This window comes from Imhoffiella purpurea, from assembly GCF_000585215.1.
GTDB lineage: Bacteria > Pseudomonadota > Gammaproteobacteria > Chromatiales > Chromatiaceae > Imhoffiella > Imhoffiella purpurea.
In genome coordinates this window covers 1-17,564 of record NZ_AONC01000005.1, presented here as the reverse complement: position 1 = coordinate 17,564, position 17,564 = coordinate 1, and the positions used below count along the sequence as shown (strand labels likewise).

The window sequence follows — 17,564 nt, the reverse complement described above, 5'->3', positions numbered from 1 at the left end:
GGGCGGGTCTAGACGATGGGTGTCGTGGCGCCCTGGACCGGGGCATCCGGAGGGCTGAACCAATTCAGCTTGTCGCGTAGCTCGACCACCTCGCCGACGATCACCAGGGTCGGCGGCTTGGGCTGGGCCGATTCGACGATGTCTCCGATGGTCGCGAGCGTGCCCGTGTGGACCTGCTGCAGATGCGTGGTGCCCTGTTCGACCAGCGCGATCGGCATCTCGGCCGGGACGCCGTGGGCCAAGAGCCGCTCGACGATGACGGGCAGACCGACCAGCCCCATGTAGAAGACCACCGTCTGATTCGGCTGGGCGAGCATCGGCCAATTGAGGTCGATGCTGCCGTCCTTGAGATGGCCGGTGACGAAGACGACCGACTGGGCATGGTCGCGGTGGGTCAGCGGGATGCCGGCGTAGGCGGCGCAGCCCGAGGCGGCGGTGATCCCGGGAACGACCTGGAAGGGCACGCCCTCGGCGGCCAGGGTGTCGATCTCCTCGCCGCCGCGCCCGAAGATGAAGGGGTCGCCGCCCTTGAGTCGCAGCACCCGGTACCCGTCCTTGGCCAGGTCGGCCAGGAGCCGGTTGATCTCCTCCTGGCGCATCGCGTGATGGTTGCGCTGTTTGCCGACATAGATGCGGCGGGCGTCGCGCCGGGTCATCTCCAGGATGGGGTCGGCGACCAGACGGTCGTAGACCACCACGTCGGCCTGCTGCATCAGACGCAGGGCGCGGAAGGTCAGCAGGTCCGGATCGCCCGGGCCGGCGCCGACCAGATAGACCTCGCCCATGTCCCGATCCAGGGCGTCGGGCGCCAGCTCGCGCTCGATGACGGCCTCGGCCTCCTCGAACTGGCCGGCGAAGATGCGCTCGGCGACCGCGCCCTGCAGCACCCGGTCCCAGAAGCGGCGGCGGTCGCGCTGATCGGCGAAGCGCTCCTTGACGCGATCCCGGTAGCGTCCGCTCAGTTCGGCGAGCCGGCCGTAACCGGCCGGGATCAGGGATTCGAGCCGGGTGCGCAGCAGGCGTGCCAGGACCGGGGATGCCTTGCCGGTCGAGACCGCCACCGTGACCGGCGAGCGGTCGACGATGGACGGCAGCAGGAAGGTGCAGGCGTCCGGATCGTCGACCACGTTGACCGGGATGTCGAGTTCGCCGGCGAGCCGCGCGATGCGGCGGTTGGTGTCCCGCTCGTCGGTCGCGGCGATGACGAGGCGGTTTCCCGGCAGGTCTTCCGGTTCGAAATGGCGCGCGAGATAGCGGAGCTCGCCGGCCGCGGCCTTGCGTTCGAGCGTTTCGCAGAGGGTCGGTGCGACCAGGGAGACGGCCGCGCCTGAGCGCGTCAGGCTGCCCACCTTGCGGGCCGCCGTGGTGCCGCCGCCGACCACCAGACAGGGTTTGCCCTGGAGGTCGAGAAAGATCGGGAGGAGTTCCATGGTCATTTCGGTGGTGATAAGCCCGCAGGATCGTTGAGTTGGTATTCAAAAGTCCTTAATATACTTAATTGCTTAGTTTTATGGTAGGACGTGAAGCGTGGTCAACGAGATCGAGTCGGAGCCGCTGCGTCAGCGGCTTCTGGAAGGAGAGGAGGTGCTTCTGGTGGATATCCGCACCCCGGCCGAAATGGCGCAGGGCGTCATTCCGGATGCACTGCAGATGCCGATGCATCTGATCCCGGTGCGGATGAGCGAATTGCCGAAGGACAAGGACGTGGTGCTCTATTGCCGCAGCGGTGCCCGTTCATATCAGGCCTGCGCCTTCATGATGCAACAGGGCTACGACCGGGTATTGAACCTGAGAGGCGGCATCATCGCCTGGGCGCGCCACGGCTACCCGATCGAGACGGGCGCCTGACCCGAGCGCAAGGATGCCGAGATGGCGTAACCGTTTTGTACGTAACTTGTTTTTTTTATGGGATTCGCCTATAACCGCGAATTCTCGTGTCTACTGATATTCTAAAACAACAGACTCAGACCGGAGGTACTCAATGGCAGATTTCGACCAGGAGCTCGACGCAAGCGGCCTCAACTGTCCCCTGCCGATCCTGCGTGCCAAGAAGACCCTGAACGCCATGGCGAGCGATCAGGTCCTGCACGTGATCGCGACCGATCCAGGCTCGGTCAAAGACTTCGACGCCTTCGCCAAGCAGACCGGCAACGAACTCATGGAGTCCAAGGAGGAGGGTGGCAAGTTCCACTTTCTGATCAAGAAGTCCTGACCGACCAGAGTCTTCGCCCAATCGATCTTTTCGTCGCATCAACACTGACTTCGCGCGCCTGAAGGTCGGGCCCGCGAGGAGGACTCGATGGAACAGAAGAAACTGGCGATCATCGCCACCAAGGGCTCTCTGGACTGGGCCTATCCGCCGTTCATCCTGGCTTCCACCGCCGCCGCGCTCGGCTACGAGGTGCAGATCTTCTTCACCTTCTACGGCCTGCAGCTGCTGAAGAAGAAGCTCGCGCTGGAGGTGACGCCGCTCGGAAATCCCGGCATGCCCATGCCGATGGGCATGGACAAGTGGTTCCCCGTACTGGGTCTGACCCTGCCCGGAATGCAGGGCATGATGACCTCCATGATGAAGAAAAAGATGCAGGACAAGGGCGTGGCCAGCATCGAGGAGCTGCGCGAGCTCTGCCAGGAGGCCGAGGTCAAGCTGATCGCCTGTCAGATGACGGTCGATCTGTTCGACCTGAACCGGTCGGAGTTCATCGAGGGGGTCGAGTACGCGGGTGCGGCGGCCTTCTTCGAGTTCGCCGGCGAGAGCGATATCTGTCTCTACATCTGATCGCCGCGCGTGATCGGAGTGCATCGGACGCCGCCGTCTTGGCGGCGTCTTCGTTTGACGACTCCGTCCTCGCGCTATGATCGGGGTCCAATCAACAAGCCAGTTTGCCTTCCATCTGCCCAGCCATGACAAGCCCGACCCCCTCCGGGGCTGCCCTCCTACTCGATGTGCTCACCGACCTCGGCGTCGACTATATCTTCGGGCACACGGGTGGGGCCGTGATCCCCATCCATGTCGAAATCAACAAGCGTCTGCGCCGAGGCGCGCGCGTGCCCAAGTTCATCCTCTGCCGCCAGGAGGGCGGTGTCGGCCATGCCGCCGAGGGTTATGCCAGGGTGAGCGGCCGGGTGGGCGTCGCTCTGGTCACATCCGGTCCGGGCGCTACCAATCTCGCGACCCCCATCGCCGATGCCCATAAGGATTCGCTGCCCACGCTCTTCATCACCGGCCAGGTGCCGAGCGGCGCCATCGGTTCGGATGCCTTCCAGGAGGTGGATACCGTGGGCATGACCCGGCCCATCTCCAAGCACAACTATCTGGTCAAGGACGTGGGCGATCTGGAATGGGTGCTGCGCGAGGCCTACGCGCTGGCCACCCGTGGTCGTCCCGGTCCCGTGGTGGTGGACATCTGCAAGGACGTCCAGCTGGCCTTGGCCGATCGGAGCAATGCCTCCAGGACGCGTCATCGCGAGCCGGTCGCCTTCGATCCGGTCCGGGCCGACGCCATCCTGGATGCGATCGCGCGCGCCGAGCGTCCGGTCGTCAAGGCCGGCGGCGGGGTGATCCATGCCAATGCCGCCCAGGCGCTGCGGCGATTCGCCGAGCTGTTCGACGTGCCCGTGACCACCACCTTCAACGCCCTTGGCGCCATGGCCTTCGATGCGCCGCACAATCTCGGCATGCCCGGAATGCACGGTACCATCCCGGCCAACTACGCCCTGCGCGACGCGGATCTCATCCTCTCGCTCGGCGGGCGTTTCGACGACCGGGTGGCGGTGCGCGGATTCGCCGAGGGCAAGCGCATCGCCCATGTCGACATCGATCCGTCCGAGATCGACAAGACCATCGCCACGGACCTCTATCTGGTCGCCGGGCTCGACGAGTTCCTGGCCCACGCGCTGGCCTCGCGCCGCACGGCCAGTCATGCGGACTGGATGGCGAGCGTCGCCACCTGGCGCGGGCAGATGCCCAAGCCCTACGAACGCTGCGAATACATCAAGCCGCAGGAGGTGGTCGAAATCGTTTCCGAGCTGACCGCTGGCGACGCGACCGTGGTGACCGGAGTCGGTCAGCATCAGATGTGGGCGGCCCAGTACTATCGCTTCCAGCGTCCGCGCCAGTGGGTCAGCTCGGGCGGCTTGGGGACCATGGGCTTCGGTCTGCCGGCCGCCGTGGGCTCCTGGTTCGCCGATCCCAGCCGGCCCGTCGTTCTGTTCGACGGCGACGGCAGCTTCCAGATGAACATCCAGGAGCTGGGCACGGTCGTGGCCAACCGCATCCCGCTCAAGATGTTCGTGCTCAACAACAGCTTCCTCGGAATGGTGCGCCAGTGGGAGGACATGATGGACGGCGGCCATCATTACGAGACCTGCATGGCGCGAACCGCCGATTGCGATCCCGACTGTACCGAGCTGGATCAGGGCTGCCGGCGTCAGATACCCAACCTGACGGGACTCAAATACGTCTATCCTCGTCTCAAGACCATGCGCATCAAGGATCCGGCCGAGCTGCGCGAGGGCATCGCCGCCGCGCTGGCCGAGCCGGGACCCGTGCTGGTCGACGTCTGGATCGACAAGGCCGAGAACGTCATCCCCATGGTGCGCCCCGGCCACAGCCTGGAGCAGATGATCGAGTCCTGATCCGCCGCGAGGATTCTGGCGGCTCTGGAGGTGCCGCCAGCTCGGTCTCTCGGTCCCGAGAACCTTCGTCGGGCGGTGGAGGCATGCGCCGAGTCGCCCTCCAGCGCTCCCAACAGAGCCGTGGTCCAATGGGGATCAAGACCAAGCTGATACTGATCGGGCTGCTGCCTCTGGCGATGGCCGTCGCCTTCGGTCTCATCCTCTATCGGGGGCAGCTCGAGCTGGGGCAGCTGCGCGATCAGGTGGGGCGTGTCAGCGAGATGCTGGACCAGCTCGAGCAGCTCGAGTCGTCCGTCCGGTATTTCGTGCACGAGCGCTCCGACCTGGAGCGGCGGCGAGGCTACGAGATCCTCGATTGGCTCGATGTCCGCATGCTGGCGCTGGAGGAGGGCTTTCCCGAGGGGGAGGGCGCAGGGATCCTGGCCGGGATGCGCCGGCAGCTGGTTCAGGTCCGCTGGGCCTACATGGAGCTCGACGGTCTCTATCTGCCCGGGCTCACCGCCGTCGAGCTGACCCGCGTGCAGGGCGTCGTCGCGCGCCTGCAGTCCGAGGTCGCCGTCCTCAAGCCGCTCGTTCACGGACTGCACGATCTCTCGCGGCGTCTGGTCATCGGCTACAGCGACGAGCTGTGGGGCAGCGCCTTCTCCCTGATCCTCGTCTCCGCCTTGGGGGTGATGGTGCTCATGTATCCCCTGCTGTACCGTATCGCCTCCGCGCTCCAGGGGCTGACGCGGGCCGTGCGGGCGATGAGCGGTCGAGGCGGTGCCGTGCCCCTGACCCTCGGGCTGCGTGGCGACGACGAGTTCGCGCAGCTCGCGCGCGAGTTCAGCCTCATGTCGCGATCGCTCGCCAGCGCCGAGGCGGCGCGCGAGGAACGCGCCCGCGAACTGGAGGTCGCGGTCAGGGACCTGGAGAATTTCAGCTATTCGGTCTCGCACGACCTGCGGGCGCCCTTGCGTGCCATCGACGGATTCATCCGCATTCTCGAGGAAGAGTATGGCCAGGGCCTCGACGACGAGGGGCGTCGGCTCATCGGCGTGGTGAGCGACAACGCCCGAAAGATGGAGCGGCTGATCGACGACATCCTGGCCCTGTCTCGCGCGGGCCGTCTGGAGTTCGAGATGGTTCGGGTCGACATGAATGCCCTGGTCGACGAGGTCTGGGCCGACTTGGCCGAACAGCGTGCCGAGTCCGGAATCCGCTTCGAGCGCGGGTCGCTGCCAAATGCCGTCTGCGATCCGCGCGCCATCCGCCAAGTCTGGGCCAATTTGCTGGGCAATGCGATCAAGTTCACATCCATGCGCGATCATCCCCTGATCCAGGTCCTGGCGGAGCATCGGGGAGACGTGATCCACTATCTCGTCGTGGACAACGGCGTCGGCTTCGACAACGCCTATTCCTCCAAGCTCTTTCAGCTGTTCCAGCGGTTGCACGGCATGAACGAATTCGAGGGAACCGGCGTCGGCCTGGCGATCGTCAAGCGTTTCGTGCAAAGACACGAGGGTCAGGTCGATGCGAGCGGGCGTAAGGATGGCGGAGCCACCTTCGGTTTCACCCTGCCCGTGCGGACCGAGCCGGAATCGGGAGAGGTTCATGGTCACCGAAGATACGCTGGTTGACATCCTGCTGGTCGAGGACAATCCGAACGATGCGGAATTGGCCATTCGCGCTCTCAGGAAGCATCATCTGGCCAATCGCCTGGAATGGGTGAAGGACGGCGAGGCCGCGCTGGACTTCCTGTTCCAGCGCGGCGACTACGCGGATCGTCCCGCGCGTCTGCCCAGGGTCGTGCTGTTGGACCTGCGGCTCCCCAAGGTGGACGGGATCGAGGTGCTGGAGCAACTGCGCGCCAACCCGCAGACCCATGATCTGCCGGTGGTGATCCTGACCTCCTCGAAGGAGGATCGCGACCTGATCGCCACCTATCGCCTGGGCGTCAACAGCTTCGTGGCCAAGCCGGTCGCCTTCGACGACTTCGCCAGGACGGTCGCCGAACTCGGCATGTACTGGGTCCTGGTCAACCGCGTTCCTCCCGAGATTCGCTCCGTCTGATGGACGGACGGCTGCGTCTTCTCCTGCTCGAGGACAGCCCGGTCGATGCCGAGCTGACCGAGCGCGTCCTGCGCCGCTCCGGTCTCGATTTCGAGGCGGTACGGGTCCAGGATCCCGATGCCTTCATGGTGGCGCTCGAGACCTTTCGTCCCCATGCCGTGCTGGCCGATTTCAGTCTCCCTCAGTTCGACGGGGTCACGGCCTTGCGTCTGGTGCGCGAACGCGATGCCGACCTTCCCTTCATCTTCGTCACCGGCGCGATCGGCGAGGAGAACGCGGTCGAGCTGCTGTGCGCTGGCGCCAACGACTATATCCTCAAGGATCGTCTGACCCGGCTGCCCGCCGCGCTCGAGCGGGCACTGGAGGCCGGACGCCAGAAGCAGGCGCTCGCCGCCGCTCAGCAGGCACTCAAAGAGAGCGAGGAGCGCTTTCGCGCCATCGTCGAGACCACGCTCGACTGGCTCTGGGAGATGGATGCCTCCGGGATCTACACCTATTCCAGCCCGGCCTCGTTTGCCTTGCTCGGCTATGGGCCGGACGAACTGCTGGGGCGCCGGCCCTTCGATTTCATGCCGCCCGACGAGGCCGAGCGGGTCTGCGCGGTTTTCGCCGACATCGCCTCGGCGCGACGTTCCTTCTCCCTGCTCGAGCGCGTCTGTCTGCGCAAGGACGGATCCCGCATCGTGCTCGAAACCAGCGGCACGCCCATCCTGGGGCCGGATGGCGCGCTCCTCGGCTATCGTGGCGTCGATCGCGACATCAGCGAGCGCAGGGAGCTGGTGGATGCCTTGGAGGAGAGCCGGGAGCGATTGTCGCAGGCCCTGGACGGATCCGATCTGGCCATGTGGGACTGGCGCGTTCAGAGCGGGGAGGTCCAGATCAATGCGCGCTGGGCACAGATGCTCGGCTACGAACTCGAGGAGCTCTATCCGGTCGGCATCCGCACCTTGTGGTCGCTCTGTCACCCTGACGACGCCGAGATGTTCCGGCGGCGTTTGAGGGAGCATTTCGGCGGCCTCGTACCCTATTTCGAATGCGAGGTCCGTTTGCGCCACAAGGACGGCCACTGGGTCTGGGTGATGGATCGCGGCAAGGTGGTGGAGCGGGACGCCGACGGCAGGCCCTCGAGGATGGCCGGAACCCATCTGGACATCACGGCACGCAAGACCGCTGAGGAGGAACTGCGCAAGGTCTCCCTGGCCGTTCAGCAGAGTCCCAACAGCATCGTCATCACCGACCTGGAGGGTCGTATCGAATATGTGAACCCCGCCTTCACCCGGGTGTCCGGCTACGATCCGGACGAGGTGCGCGGTCGGAACCCCCGGGTTCTCGCCTCGGGCCGGACTCCGGCGGAGGTTCACGCCGAGCTGTGGCGCACGCTCGGTCAAGGCCGGGTCTGGCGGGGGGAGTTCTGCAACCGGCGCAAGGACGGCAGCGAATACGTCGAGCTGGCGACCATCTCTCCGGTGCGCCAGCCGGACGGCCGGATCACCCACTATCTGGCGGTCAAGGAGGACATCACCGAGCGCAAGCAGGTCGACGAGGAACTGGCGCATTATCGGCAGCATCTCGAGGAACTGGTCGAGTCCCGCACGCTCGATCTGAGGCTGGCCGAGGAGCGCAGCCGGCTCATTCTCGAATCCAGCGCGGACGGCATCTACGGCGAGGATACCCAAGGGCTGGTGACCTTCATCAATCCCGCCGCCTGCGACATGCTGGGCTATGGGCAAGACGAGGTCCTGGGGCGCTGCATGCACGATCTGGCGCATCATCGCTATCCCGACGGTCGCGTCTATCCGCGCGTGGACTGTCCCATGAGCGGCTCCCTCAACATCCTGCGCATCGTGCATCAGGAGCCGCTGGTCTTCTGGCGCGCCGACGGCTCCCGGCTGCCGGTCGCCTATTCGGCCCATCCCATGTTCAGACAGGGAGAGGTCGTGGGCCGGGTGGTGAGCTTCTTCGACATCTCGCTCCAACAGCAGATCGAAACGGCGCGCGAGGCGGCCCTCGCCGATGCCGAGCGTCTGGCGCGGCTGAAGAGCGAGTTCCTGGCCAACATGAGCCATGAGATCCGCACGCCGCTCAACGCGGTGCTGGGATTCGCCCAGGTCGGGGTTCGGGAGAGCGATCGGCGCAAGGCTCAGGACTTCTTCCGCCGGATCCTGGATTCGGGTTATTTGTTGCTGGGGATCGTCAACGAGATCCTGGACTTTTCCAAGATCGAGGCCGGCAAGCTGAGGATCGAGCTGGGCAGGGTCGATCTGCGCCTGATCGTCCGGCGCGCCGAGGAGCAGGTGCGCGAGCGCGTCGCCGCCAAGGGATTGCGCTTTCGGGTCGAGCTCGCCCCCGATCTGCCGGCGACCTGTCAGGGCGACGATCTGCGGTTGTCCCAGATCCTCGGCAATCTGCTGTCGAACGCCGTCAAATTCACCGAGCGGGGTCGGGTCGTGCTGTCCTTGTCCAGGACGGACGAGCGTCTCTCGATCCGGGTGTCCGATACCGGGATCGGCATGACCGAGTCCCAGCTGGCCCATCTGTTCCAGCCCTTCGAACAGGCCGACGGCTCCATCACGCGCCGTTTCGGCGGGACGGGGCTGGGGCTGGCGATCACCAAGCGGCTGGTCGACATCATGGGCGGCGAGATCGGCGTCGACAGTCGTGCCGGAGAGGGCTCCAGTTTCGAGATCGGTCTGCCCCTCGTCGACCCGGCCGGCTCCATCCGGGATGTGTGCGATCCGTCCGCCGACATGCCGGATGACGCCGGCAGAGAGCGTCTGCGGGGGTTCATCGTCCTGGTCGCGGAGGACAACGAGGCGAATCGTCTGGTACTCGAGGAGATGCTCAATCAGGAGGGCTGCTGGATGGTTGCGGTGGGCAACGGCGCCGAGGCCGTCGAGCGGGTGCGGCAGGATGGCGCCATGGCCTACGACCTGGTGCTCATGGATATTCAGATGCCGGTCATGGACGGCTACGAGGCGACCCGCCGCATCCGTGCCCTGGCGCCCGAGCTGCCGATCCTGGGTCTGACCGCGCACGCCATGGAGGGCGCGCGCGAACAGTGCATGGCGGCCGGGATGCGGGATCACCTGGCCAAGCCCGTCGAACTCGATGCCCTGGTGGCGGCGGTGCGTCGCCATGCCGGGGTGGGGGCGGTCTGCCGGAGCCGGATCCACGATGCCGCTGCGCTGGCTCGGCTGTCGGGAGCCGATGCCGGAGATTCCGGGCGATCCGGCGAGAACTGGATCGACTGGTCCGCCCTGGAGGGCCGCTACCGTCACCATGTCGGGTTCGCCGCCAAGCTGGTCGAGACATCGCTTCTGTCCGGTGCCGAGAACCTCCTGGCACTGCGTCGGGCGGTCGAGGATGGAGACCGGAAGCGACTCGCATTCCTCGCCCACAGCCTCAAGGGGACTGCGGGCAACCTGTTCGCGAATGGATTCGCCGATCTGGCGGCCTTGGCCGAGTCCAGCGCCCGCGAGGCGCGTCCCGATGCCGTGCGCCGGGCGCGCCAGCTTGCCGATGCGCTCGATTCCATGCTCGGCGAGATGAGGGCCTGGCGGTTGCGCGAGGGCGCCGAATCCGGTTCGGAGGTATCGTCCTGCTCCGACTCGATCGATCCAGATGTCTTGACGCAGGTGGTCTCGCGTCTAGAATCGCTGCTGGCGACGGACGATAGTGCCGTGAGCCGGGCCTTCGAGCGCGACGAGCCGCTCTTGGTTCGGGCATTCGGCGAGCAGGCGCGTCAACTGGGTCGAGAGATACGGCTGTTCGACTTTTCCACCGCCCTGGTCACGCTGCGCTCCGCCTGGCAGCGATGGCGCTCGTCCTGAGAACGTCTCGATCCACCGTCTCACCGTTCCAGACGGCTGGTCGATGTTCCTTTGAGTATTTCCTTTTTGGATCCTTTGCCTTGAGGTAATCAATCGGGCTAATGTTGCGCCAGCGCAGACACGGCCTGAAATTGCTTCGATCCCGCATCATCGATCCTGCCATACCTCACTGAAACAAGGCCCTCGCTGTCCGAGGGAAACGGAGGTCGAGACTATGACTGAACGCTTGGATGTGGGCGGCCTCAAGGTCGCCAAAGCACTCTACGATCTGGTCCAGGATGAGATCGCACCCGGAACCGGAGTGGACCCGGACGCCTTCTGGACATCCTTCGGCGACATGGTTCGCGAGTTCGCGCCGCGCAACCGTGCCCTGCTGGAGCGACGCAACGCGATCCAGGCCCAGATCGATGCCTGGCATCGCGAGCACCCGGGGCGTCCCGTTGCATTGGAGGAGTATCGGGTCTTTCTGGCCGAGATCGGCTATCTGGTGCCCGAGGGGCCGGACTTCTCGGTCTCCACGAGCAACGTGGATCCGGAGATCGCACAGATCGCCGGGCCCCAGCTGGTGGTACCGGTGAGCAACGCCCGCTATGCCTTGAATGCGGCCAACGCACGCTGGGGGAGCCTCTACGATGCGCTCTACGGCACCGATGCCATTCCGGAAGAGGGAGGTCTCGAGCGAACCGCGGAGCTCAATCCCGCCCGCGCGGCGGCCGTGGTGGCCCGCGCGGCGGCCTTCCTCGACGAGGTGGTGCCGCTGAACCGGGGTTCGCACGTCGATGCCTGCGGCTATGGTCTGGACAACGGCAAGCTGGTGGTGCTGCTGCCCGACAACAGCGAGACCATGCTCCAGGAACCGGAGCGGTTCGTCGGCTATCGCGGCAACCCGGATCGGCTCGACGCCATCCTGCTGGACAACAGGGGGCTGCACATCGAGATCCGCGTCGACCGCGAGCATCCGATCGGCAGGAACAGCGCGGCCGGCATCGCCGACATCCAGATCGAGTCCGCGATCACCAGCATCCAGGACTGCGAGGATTCGGTCGCCGCCGTCGACACCGAGGACAAGGTCGGGGTCTATCGCAACTGGCTGGGCCTGATGAAGGGCGATCTGACCGCGACCTTCAGCAAGGGCGGGCGCATGGTGGAGCGTGCACTGGAGCCCGATCGCGTCTATTCGCGCATCGGTGTCGGCAGTCTGACGCTGCCGGGCCGCTCGCTCATGCTGGTACGCAACGTGGGGCACCTCATGACCACGGACGCGGTGTTGGATGCCGAGGGCAGGGAGGTGCCGGAAGGCATGCTCGACGGCATGGTCACGGCGCTCTGCGCACTGCACGACGTGCATCCCGAATTCGGCGCGCGGCGCAACTCGCGCTCGGGCAGCGTCTACATCGTCAAGCCCAAGATGCACGGGCCCGAGGAGGTCCAGTTCGCGGTCGATCTCTTCGGGCGTATAGAGGACGCGCTCGGCTTGGCGCGCAATACCCTCAAGATCGGCATCATGGACGAGGAGCGCCGCACCACGGTCAACCTCAAGGAGTGCATCCGTATCGCGCGCGAGCGGATCATCTTCATCAATACCGGCTTCCTCGACCGCACCGGCGACGAAATCCACACCGACATGGAGGCCGGGCCCGTGCTGCGCAAGGGCGCCATGAAGAATGCCGCTTGGCTGCGCGCCTACGAGGACTGGAACGTGGATACGGGGCTGGCCTGCGGCCTGCCGGGCTATGCCCAGATCGGCAAGGGCATGTGGACCATGCCGGACGAGATGGCCGCCATGCTGGAGACCAAGATCGCCCATCCCAGGTCCGGTGCCAACTGCGCCTGGGTACCCTCGCCGACGGCGGCGACCCTGCATGCGCTGCACTACCATCAGGTGGACGTGGCCGCGATCCAGTCCGAGCTGGCCAAGGGCGGGCGTCGCGCCACCCTGGACGAGATCCTCCAGATTCCCCTGGATCCGGACGGCGCCTGGACGCCCGAGGAGATCCAGGAAGAACTGGACAACAACTGCCAGGGCATCCTCGGCTATGTGGTGCGCTGGATCGACCAGGGCGTCGGCTGCTCCAAGGTGCCCGACATCGCCGACGTGGGCCTGATGGAGGACCGCGCCACGCTGCGGATCTCCAGTCAGCACATCGCCAACTGGCTGCGTCACGGGGTGGTCGGCGAGGATCAGGTGATGGAGTCGCTGCGCCGCATGGCGGGGATCGTCGACGCCCAGAATGCCGGCGATCCGCTCTACCGGCCGATGGCGCCGGGCTTCGACGGCATCGCCTTCCAGGCCGCCTGCGACCTCATCTTCAAGGGCTGCGAGGTACCGAACGGCTATACCGAGCCGACGTTGCACGCCATGCGCAGACGCTTCAAGGCCGAGCGATCCTGATGAACCAGTCCCGGTTCGCGGAGGCTGTCCGGGCTATCGGGTATCCTTCGCGGCCGGGGACTGGTCGCCGCAAAACCTTGCATATTGGTGGGCTTTGCGCTCCGAGGCGGCTCGCCTATAATGGCGCGCATTAGCCGTTATCGATATACCTGGAGATTGAGCATGCCTACTTACGATTACCGCTGCGACAGCAACGGCCGCGTGATCGAGGTGAATCATCGGATGAGCGAGAGCCTGGCGACGTGGGGCGATCTGTGCGCTCGCGCCGGCATCGAGACCGGCGATACCCCGGCGGACGCGCCCGTGCATCGTCTGGCGACCGGCGGCAACGTCATCTCGAGCGCGAGCCTGGGCAGCGGCAACGCGCCGGCCTGTCCGACCGGTTCCTGCTGCGCTGGCGGAATGTGCGGGCTGAATTGATCGGCTTGACCTCTCGCGGCTGAATCTCGGTGCATCGGCCGGGATACCGATAGCTCGTGGTATCGACCCGTGAGAGGATGTGGCGTTCTATTCACATGCTCTCGTTCGCGCCGAACTTTCCCAAGTGCAGCCCCGGCGCCAGGCCGTTTCGACCATCCCCAAGACCAAAGTGCTCTTGCCGCACTGCTTGCTGGAGTTCTGCAGACTGGTTGATTGCCCGCGGCGCCCGCATCCCGCGTTAGACGGGGCCGGGCGCTGTCTCTTTCATTGCCGGGCCATCCCGAATCCCGGCCGAGCGCTCGCCTTTCCGCCCCGAGGCATCAGCAGATGCTGAAAAGAAAATCAAGCCTTGGGCGCAGGGTTTTGTGCTACCCTCCCTGATCACGAACTGCTCGACCATCTTCCTTCCTCGTTCTCACGCTTCTCAGGTCGGATTGCTGGCCTGCATATCTCTTCTCGCGATGCCTTGTGTCCGTTCGATCGGCGAGCACATCGCCAGCTCGTCAACTCGTCGATCGATATAGTCAACGGTCGAGTTGCACATCCAGCCTTTGGCCCCAAACAGGGGGGTAACCTTGTCATGACGAGCCGAGACAACGCCACTTGGAAGCAAGACTGGCGAGATCGACGGGCCGATCTGAATCAAAAGGGCGTCAATCCGCTTTTGGAGCACTGCTGGCCCAGGTCGAGAGCCATACCGAAATGGATCCGAGATTTCCTAGGAAGGCGGAGTCTGTCTTTCGGATGATCATGGCGATGTGCCATGGCGTTGAGGGATAGCGATCTGGACTCCTCGTCACCCCCTTGTCCTTATGGATTGGAGCGGTCTCCGGGAGTGAATTCGATTTACACGAAAGGAGCACCCATGATCATGGTTCGACGAACTTTTGCCTTGTCCGCGTTCTATCTGCCGTATCTAGCGCTTCTCGTGCTCGTTCCGGGGCATGCGGTTGGCCAGAATTCACCCATTGGGATCCCCAGGCATGCGACTGCGGAACGCTATGGCAGCGGATGGCAGTGCGATAGAGGTTATCGTGAGGCCGATGGTGCCTGCGTCGCTATCGTGGTTCCTGCCAACGCCTTTGCAACGCATGTGTCCTACGGGGCTGGTTGGAAGTGCGATTGGGGATACCGGAAGACAGACGATGTCTGCGTGGCCATCGAGCTTCCAGCAAACGCCTATCTCAGCTTATCCGGCGCGCTCGGCTGGACCTGTGATCGAGGATACCGACTGGAGGAAGAGACCTGTAAGGCCGTCAAGGTGCCTTCAAACGGCTACCTGACGGATACCCGATATGGGTCCGGCTGGGCATGCGATCGGGGATATCGAGCGGAGAGAGATGCCTGCGTAGCCATCAAGATACCTGCGAATGGCTACCTGACGGATGTCACCTATGGGCTCGGCTGGGCATGCGATCGGGGATTCCTGGCGAATGAAGGCGCCTGCGTTCCCATTCAGGTGCCCATGAACGGCTATTTGACCGATGCCTCTTATGGCCCGGGCTGGAGGTGCGATCGAGGATATCGGGCGGCGATGGATGGCTGTGTCGCCGTGGCGGTGCCGGAAAACGCGCACCTCGATTATTCGGGGAACGACTGGGAATGCAGCGAGCCCTACCAGAAACGAGAGGGTGAATGCGCTCGACCTTGAAGAGAGGGCGTCATGCCCGAGGTGGCTCGTTCTGGGCTCGGAATTCGATCTGATGCAAGCGACGATCGTGAGCGTCTAGCTGCATCCGAAGGTCTGAGCTGATCCAGGCAGGGGCGGCATGCCTGCAAACCCAGATGGGAGGCTTGCGGATCTCGTCCTCGAGCGGTTCGAACAGCCCTTCGACTCGGCCTTCCTCTCGAGGCTCCTCCTTCCGGGCATGAACCTGAATAACCTTCAAGTGAGGGACATGCAACGTTATCGTATCCTGCATCGCACCTACTATACCTTCACCGCGCCGGTGCAACTGCAGCCTCACGTCCTGCGACTGCGGCCGAGAGAGGATCACGAACTGCGGATCGAGTCTTCGACACTCGAGATCAGTCCTCCGGCGATCCTGCGTTGGCATCGTGATGTCGAAGACAACTCCGTGGCGATCGCGACCTTCGAGACCTCTGCCAGCCGATTGGCCATCGAAAGCGAGGTCGTCATCCAGCAGTACAATGAGCTGCCGCTCGATTTCGTGGTGGACTCCGAGGCGGTCGAGTATCCCTTCCGCTATTCTCCCGAAGACGCGCGCGTCCTGCTCCCCTACATGGATATTGCTTCGCGCGGTGGCGAAGATGTCGTTCGCGCCTGGTTGGAGTCCGTCTGGAAACATGGAGAGCCGATCCAGACCTACGCCTTGCTGCAGCGTTTGTGCAGCGACATCCATGAGCGCCTGTCCTATCGGCTGCGCGAGGAGCCCGGAGTCCAGCGTCCTGTCGAGACGCTGACCCTGGGAACAGGTTCCTGCCGCGACTCGGCCGCGCTCTTCATCGAGGCCGCCCGCCACCTCGGGTTCGCCGCGCGTTTCGTCAGCGGATACCTGCAGGCCGAACCATCGGCATTCAACTTTGGCGCGACGCATGCGTGGGCGGAGGTCTATCTGCCGGGCGCGGGCTGGAAGGGGTTCGATCCCTCGATCGGCGAGATGGCGGGTGCCCAGCATATCGCCGTTGCGGTCGCGCGGCTTCCCGAGTCGGTCCCTCCAGTCGCCGGTTCCTTCGTGGGGCCGCCGGGAGCCGAGCTCAGCGTGGGTGTCTGGGTCTCCGAACTCTAGAACAAGGTGCGCAAGCACGACCGGATATCGCGGTATTGCGATTCGAGCGATCGCTTTTTCATCGTTTTTTGTTGACCAGAGGTCCATCAATGATGGCTGCATTTCCCGCTCCGAATCCTTCGGTGGTCACGATATGTATCAAAAATCTCTCCAGCGAGACGACCCCCGCCGAGGTCGCGGAGCTTTTTGCGGCATATGGCACTGTTCAAGGCGTTCGATTGTCCGAAGATAAATTCCAGCGTCGATTCCAGAGGGTCGGCTATATCGACCTGTTATCCGATATCTCCGCACAAGCGCTTGCCGAACTGGATGGGCATCTATTCAATGGCGCCATCATCGAGCTGTCCGAATGCTCCGAGGATTCCCTGGACGCCAATGTTTCGGCCGCTCGTTCAGCCATCTCTTCGGAGCAGGACTCGCGGTCGGGCAGATCGTCACGAGAGCCTTATGCGCTCGTTTCCGTGGAAAAGACGGTCATGGGTGCTGGCCAGGGCGGGAACGATTGGTTTCGCTATACCCTCCAGAGCGGTCCGGCGACTATCGTCGGTTATCACCATGGAACCATGGAAGAGGTGATGACCTTTGCACAAGGGTGCGCGGATCGGTTCAATCTGCGTAACACGGCTGGATGGAAGTCGGCGTACGGTCGTGTACCCAAGGCTTGAGCCCGTGATCGAATGGCCATCGAAATATCGCGTGCTTTCCCGTTCGAGACCTGTTACCGTGCAGTCTAGTGAGATGAGCCGATGAATTGAATCGGTTCATGGCGTCTGCCGATTTCGCCGAAATACAAGCATTTTTCCCGAGACCTCGTAGCCTCCCTGCCTCACTGATGCCACGCCAGTGGTGCGTCCCGATCGAAATCACGGCCGTCCAGGCCGGATTCGATTCTTTTATTTTCCGTAATTTCCGAGCACAGCGAGACAGAGATGAATATCTACGTAGGCAATCTTTCTTACAACACGACCGATGCGGATCTGCGCGAGGCATTCTCGCGTTTTGGCGAAGTCAGTCAAGTCAATCTCATCAGCGATAAATTCACCGGTCAATCGAAAGGCTTCGGTTTCGTCGAGATGGCGAATAACAGTTATGCCGATTCGGCGATCAAGGGGCTCAACGGTACCGAGCTCCAGGGGCGCTCCATCAAGGTCAATGAGGCCAAGCCGAGAACTGATCGCGGTTCCTCCGGTCGGCGTTTCTGAGGTCGTCATCCACTGTCGATGATTCGCGGTAGGCGCGCGCCGGCTGGTGATCGGCCGGCGGGTTTCCGATCGCCGCGAGGACAGTGCCGGCCCATGTTCAAATTGATGAAATCCGAGCCTGTCGGCGACGATCATGTTGACCGGCGCTCTATGCGAAGCTTCGAGCAACGGGAGGTCGCGACTTTCGATGTATCCGTTCGGTTCCCCCCTGCTCTCACGCCGCAGCAGGTGGCGGCAGAACGGGAGCCGGTCGCCCCTGACGACGCTCGCGCATAACCTC

General features: G+C 64.1%; 14 protein-coding genes. 13 read left to right on the top strand and 1 reads right to left on the bottom strand.

Features of this window, described 5'->3' with window-relative positions; translation table 11 throughout:
• Positions 1-8: 8 nt before the first annotated feature.
• Positions 9-1,430, bottom strand: a complete 1,422-nt coding sequence (gene cysG / locus D779_RS02460) for a siroheme synthase CysG (protein ID WP_043748920.1) — start codon at positions 1,428-1,430, stop codon at positions 9-11.
• Positions 1,431-1,527: 97 nt separating this feature from the next.
• Here cysG and D779_RS02455 point away from each other — a divergent pair, with 97 nt between their 5' ends.
• The 13 genes from D779_RS02455 (at position 1,528) to D779_RS02395 (ending at position 17,284) form a co-directional block, all read left to right on the top strand.
• The gene (locus tag D779_RS02455; RefSeq protein ID WP_043748914.1) at positions 1,528-1,848 is read left to right on the top strand and encodes a rhd_2599 family sulfurtransferase; all 321 of its coding nucleotides are present in this window, start codon (positions 1,528-1,530) and stop codon (positions 1,846-1,848) included.
• A 133-nt stretch (positions 1,849-1,981) separates the two neighbouring features.
• Complete coding sequence (locus D779_RS02450; protein WP_043748911.1) at positions 1,982-2,212, top strand: sulfurtransferase TusA family protein; 231 nt, start codon at positions 1,982-1,984, stop codon at positions 2,210-2,212.
• A gap of 87 nt (positions 2,213-2,299) precedes the next feature.
• Positions 2,300-2,779, top strand: coding sequence for a sulfur carrier protein DsrE2 (gene dsrE2, locus D779_RS02445; RefSeq protein WP_043748907.1), 480 nt, complete (start codon positions 2,300-2,302; stop codon positions 2,777-2,779).
• Between the two features lie 125 nt (positions 2,780-2,904).
• Entirely contained in the window at positions 2,905-4,638 is a 1,734-nt protein-coding gene (gene ilvB / locus D779_RS02440) for a biosynthetic-type acetolactate synthase large subunit (protein ID WP_043748903.1), read from the top strand.
• Between the two features lie 128 nt (positions 4,639-4,766).
• Positions 4,767-6,257, top strand: a complete 1,491-nt coding sequence (locus tag D779_RS20885; protein ID WP_052347727.1) for a sensor histidine kinase — start codon at positions 4,767-4,769, stop codon at positions 6,255-6,257.
• Positions 6,232-6,690 (top strand): response regulator, encoded by a 459-nt coding sequence (locus D779_RS02430; protein ID WP_043748901.1) that lies wholly within the window; start codon positions 6,232-6,234, stop codon positions 6,688-6,690. Before D779_RS20885 ends, D779_RS02430 begins: the two co-directional genes overlap by 26 nt.
• Positions 6,690-10,520, top strand: a complete 3,831-nt coding sequence (locus D779_RS02425; protein ID WP_043748898.1) for a PAS domain S-box protein — start codon at positions 6,690-6,692, stop codon at positions 10,518-10,520. Before D779_RS02430 ends, D779_RS02425 begins: the two co-directional genes overlap by 1 nt.
• A gap of 214 nt (positions 10,521-10,734) precedes the next feature.
• A complete protein-coding gene (locus D779_RS02420) occupies positions 10,735-12,912 on the top strand; it encodes a malate synthase G (RefSeq protein WP_043748896.1) in 2,178 nt (725 codons plus the stop codon).
• 162 nt (positions 12,913-13,074) lie between these two features.
• Positions 13,075-13,332 (top strand): FmdB family zinc ribbon protein, encoded by a 258-nt coding sequence (locus D779_RS02415; protein WP_043748894.1) that lies wholly within the window; start codon positions 13,075-13,077, stop codon positions 13,330-13,332.
• An 865-nt stretch (positions 13,333-14,197) separates the two neighbouring features.
• Entirely contained in the window at positions 14,198-14,983 is a 786-nt protein-coding gene (locus D779_RS22060; protein WP_157726300.1) for a hypothetical protein, read from the top strand.
• A 247-nt stretch (positions 14,984-15,230) separates the two neighbouring features.
• Entirely contained in the window at positions 15,231-16,082 is an 852-nt protein-coding gene (locus D779_RS02405) for a transglutaminase family protein (protein ID WP_043748888.1), read from the top strand.
• 89 nt (positions 16,083-16,171) lie between these two features.
• Positions 16,172-16,747, top strand: coding sequence for an RNA recognition motif domain-containing protein (locus D779_RS02400; protein ID WP_081763286.1), 576 nt, complete (start codon positions 16,172-16,174; stop codon positions 16,745-16,747).
• A gap of 264 nt (positions 16,748-17,011) precedes the next feature.
• Positions 17,012-17,284, top strand: a complete 273-nt coding sequence (locus D779_RS02395; protein WP_043748882.1) for an RNA recognition motif domain-containing protein — start codon at positions 17,012-17,014, stop codon at positions 17,282-17,284.
• Positions 17,285-17,564 lie beyond the last annotated feature (280 nt).

Bases quoted from the DNA above. Each gene is read 5' to 3' on its own strand.
- D779_RS02420 (WP_043748896.1), top strand. From the start codon at position 10,735: ATGACTGAACGCTTGGATGTGGGCGGCCTCAAGGTCGCCAAAGCACTC.
- cysG (WP_043748920.1), bottom strand. From the start codon at position 1,430: ATGGAACTCCTCCCGATCTTTCTCGACCTCCAGGGCAAACCCTGTCTG.
- D779_RS02405 (WP_043748888.1), top strand. From the start codon at position 15,231: ATGCAACGTTATCGTATCCTGCATCGCACCTACTATACCTTCACCGCG.
- D779_RS02425 (WP_043748898.1), top strand. From the start codon at position 6,690: ATGGACGGACGGCTGCGTCTTCTCCTGCTCGAGGACAGCCCGGTCGAT.
- D779_RS20885 (WP_052347727.1), top strand. From the start codon at position 4,767: ATGGGGATCAAGACCAAGCTGATACTGATCGGGCTGCTGCCTCTGGCG.
- dsrE2 (WP_043748907.1), top strand. From the start codon at position 2,300: ATGGAACAGAAGAAACTGGCGATCATCGCCACCAAGGGCTCTCTGGAC.
- D779_RS02430 (WP_043748901.1), top strand. From the start codon at position 6,232: ATGGTCACCGAAGATACGCTGGTTGACATCCTGCTGGTCGAGGACAAT.
- D779_RS02450 (WP_043748911.1), top strand. From the start codon at position 1,982: ATGGCAGATTTCGACCAGGAGCTCGACGCAAGCGGCCTCAACTGTCCC.
- D779_RS02415 (WP_043748894.1), top strand. From the start codon at position 13,075: ATGCCTACTTACGATTACCGCTGCGACAGCAACGGCCGCGTGATCGAG.
- D779_RS02395 (WP_043748882.1), top strand. From the start codon at position 17,012: ATGAATATCTACGTAGGCAATCTTTCTTACAACACGACCGATGCGGAT.
- D779_RS02400 (WP_081763286.1), top strand. From the start codon at position 16,172: ATGATGGCTGCATTTCCCGCTCCGAATCCTTCGGTGGTCACGATATGT.
- D779_RS22060 (WP_157726300.1), top strand. From the start codon at position 14,198: ATGATCATGGTTCGACGAACTTTTGCCTTGTCCGCGTTCTATCTGCCG.
- ilvB (WP_043748903.1), top strand. From the start codon at position 2,905: ATGACAAGCCCGACCCCCTCCGGGGCTGCCCTCCTACTCGATGTGCTC.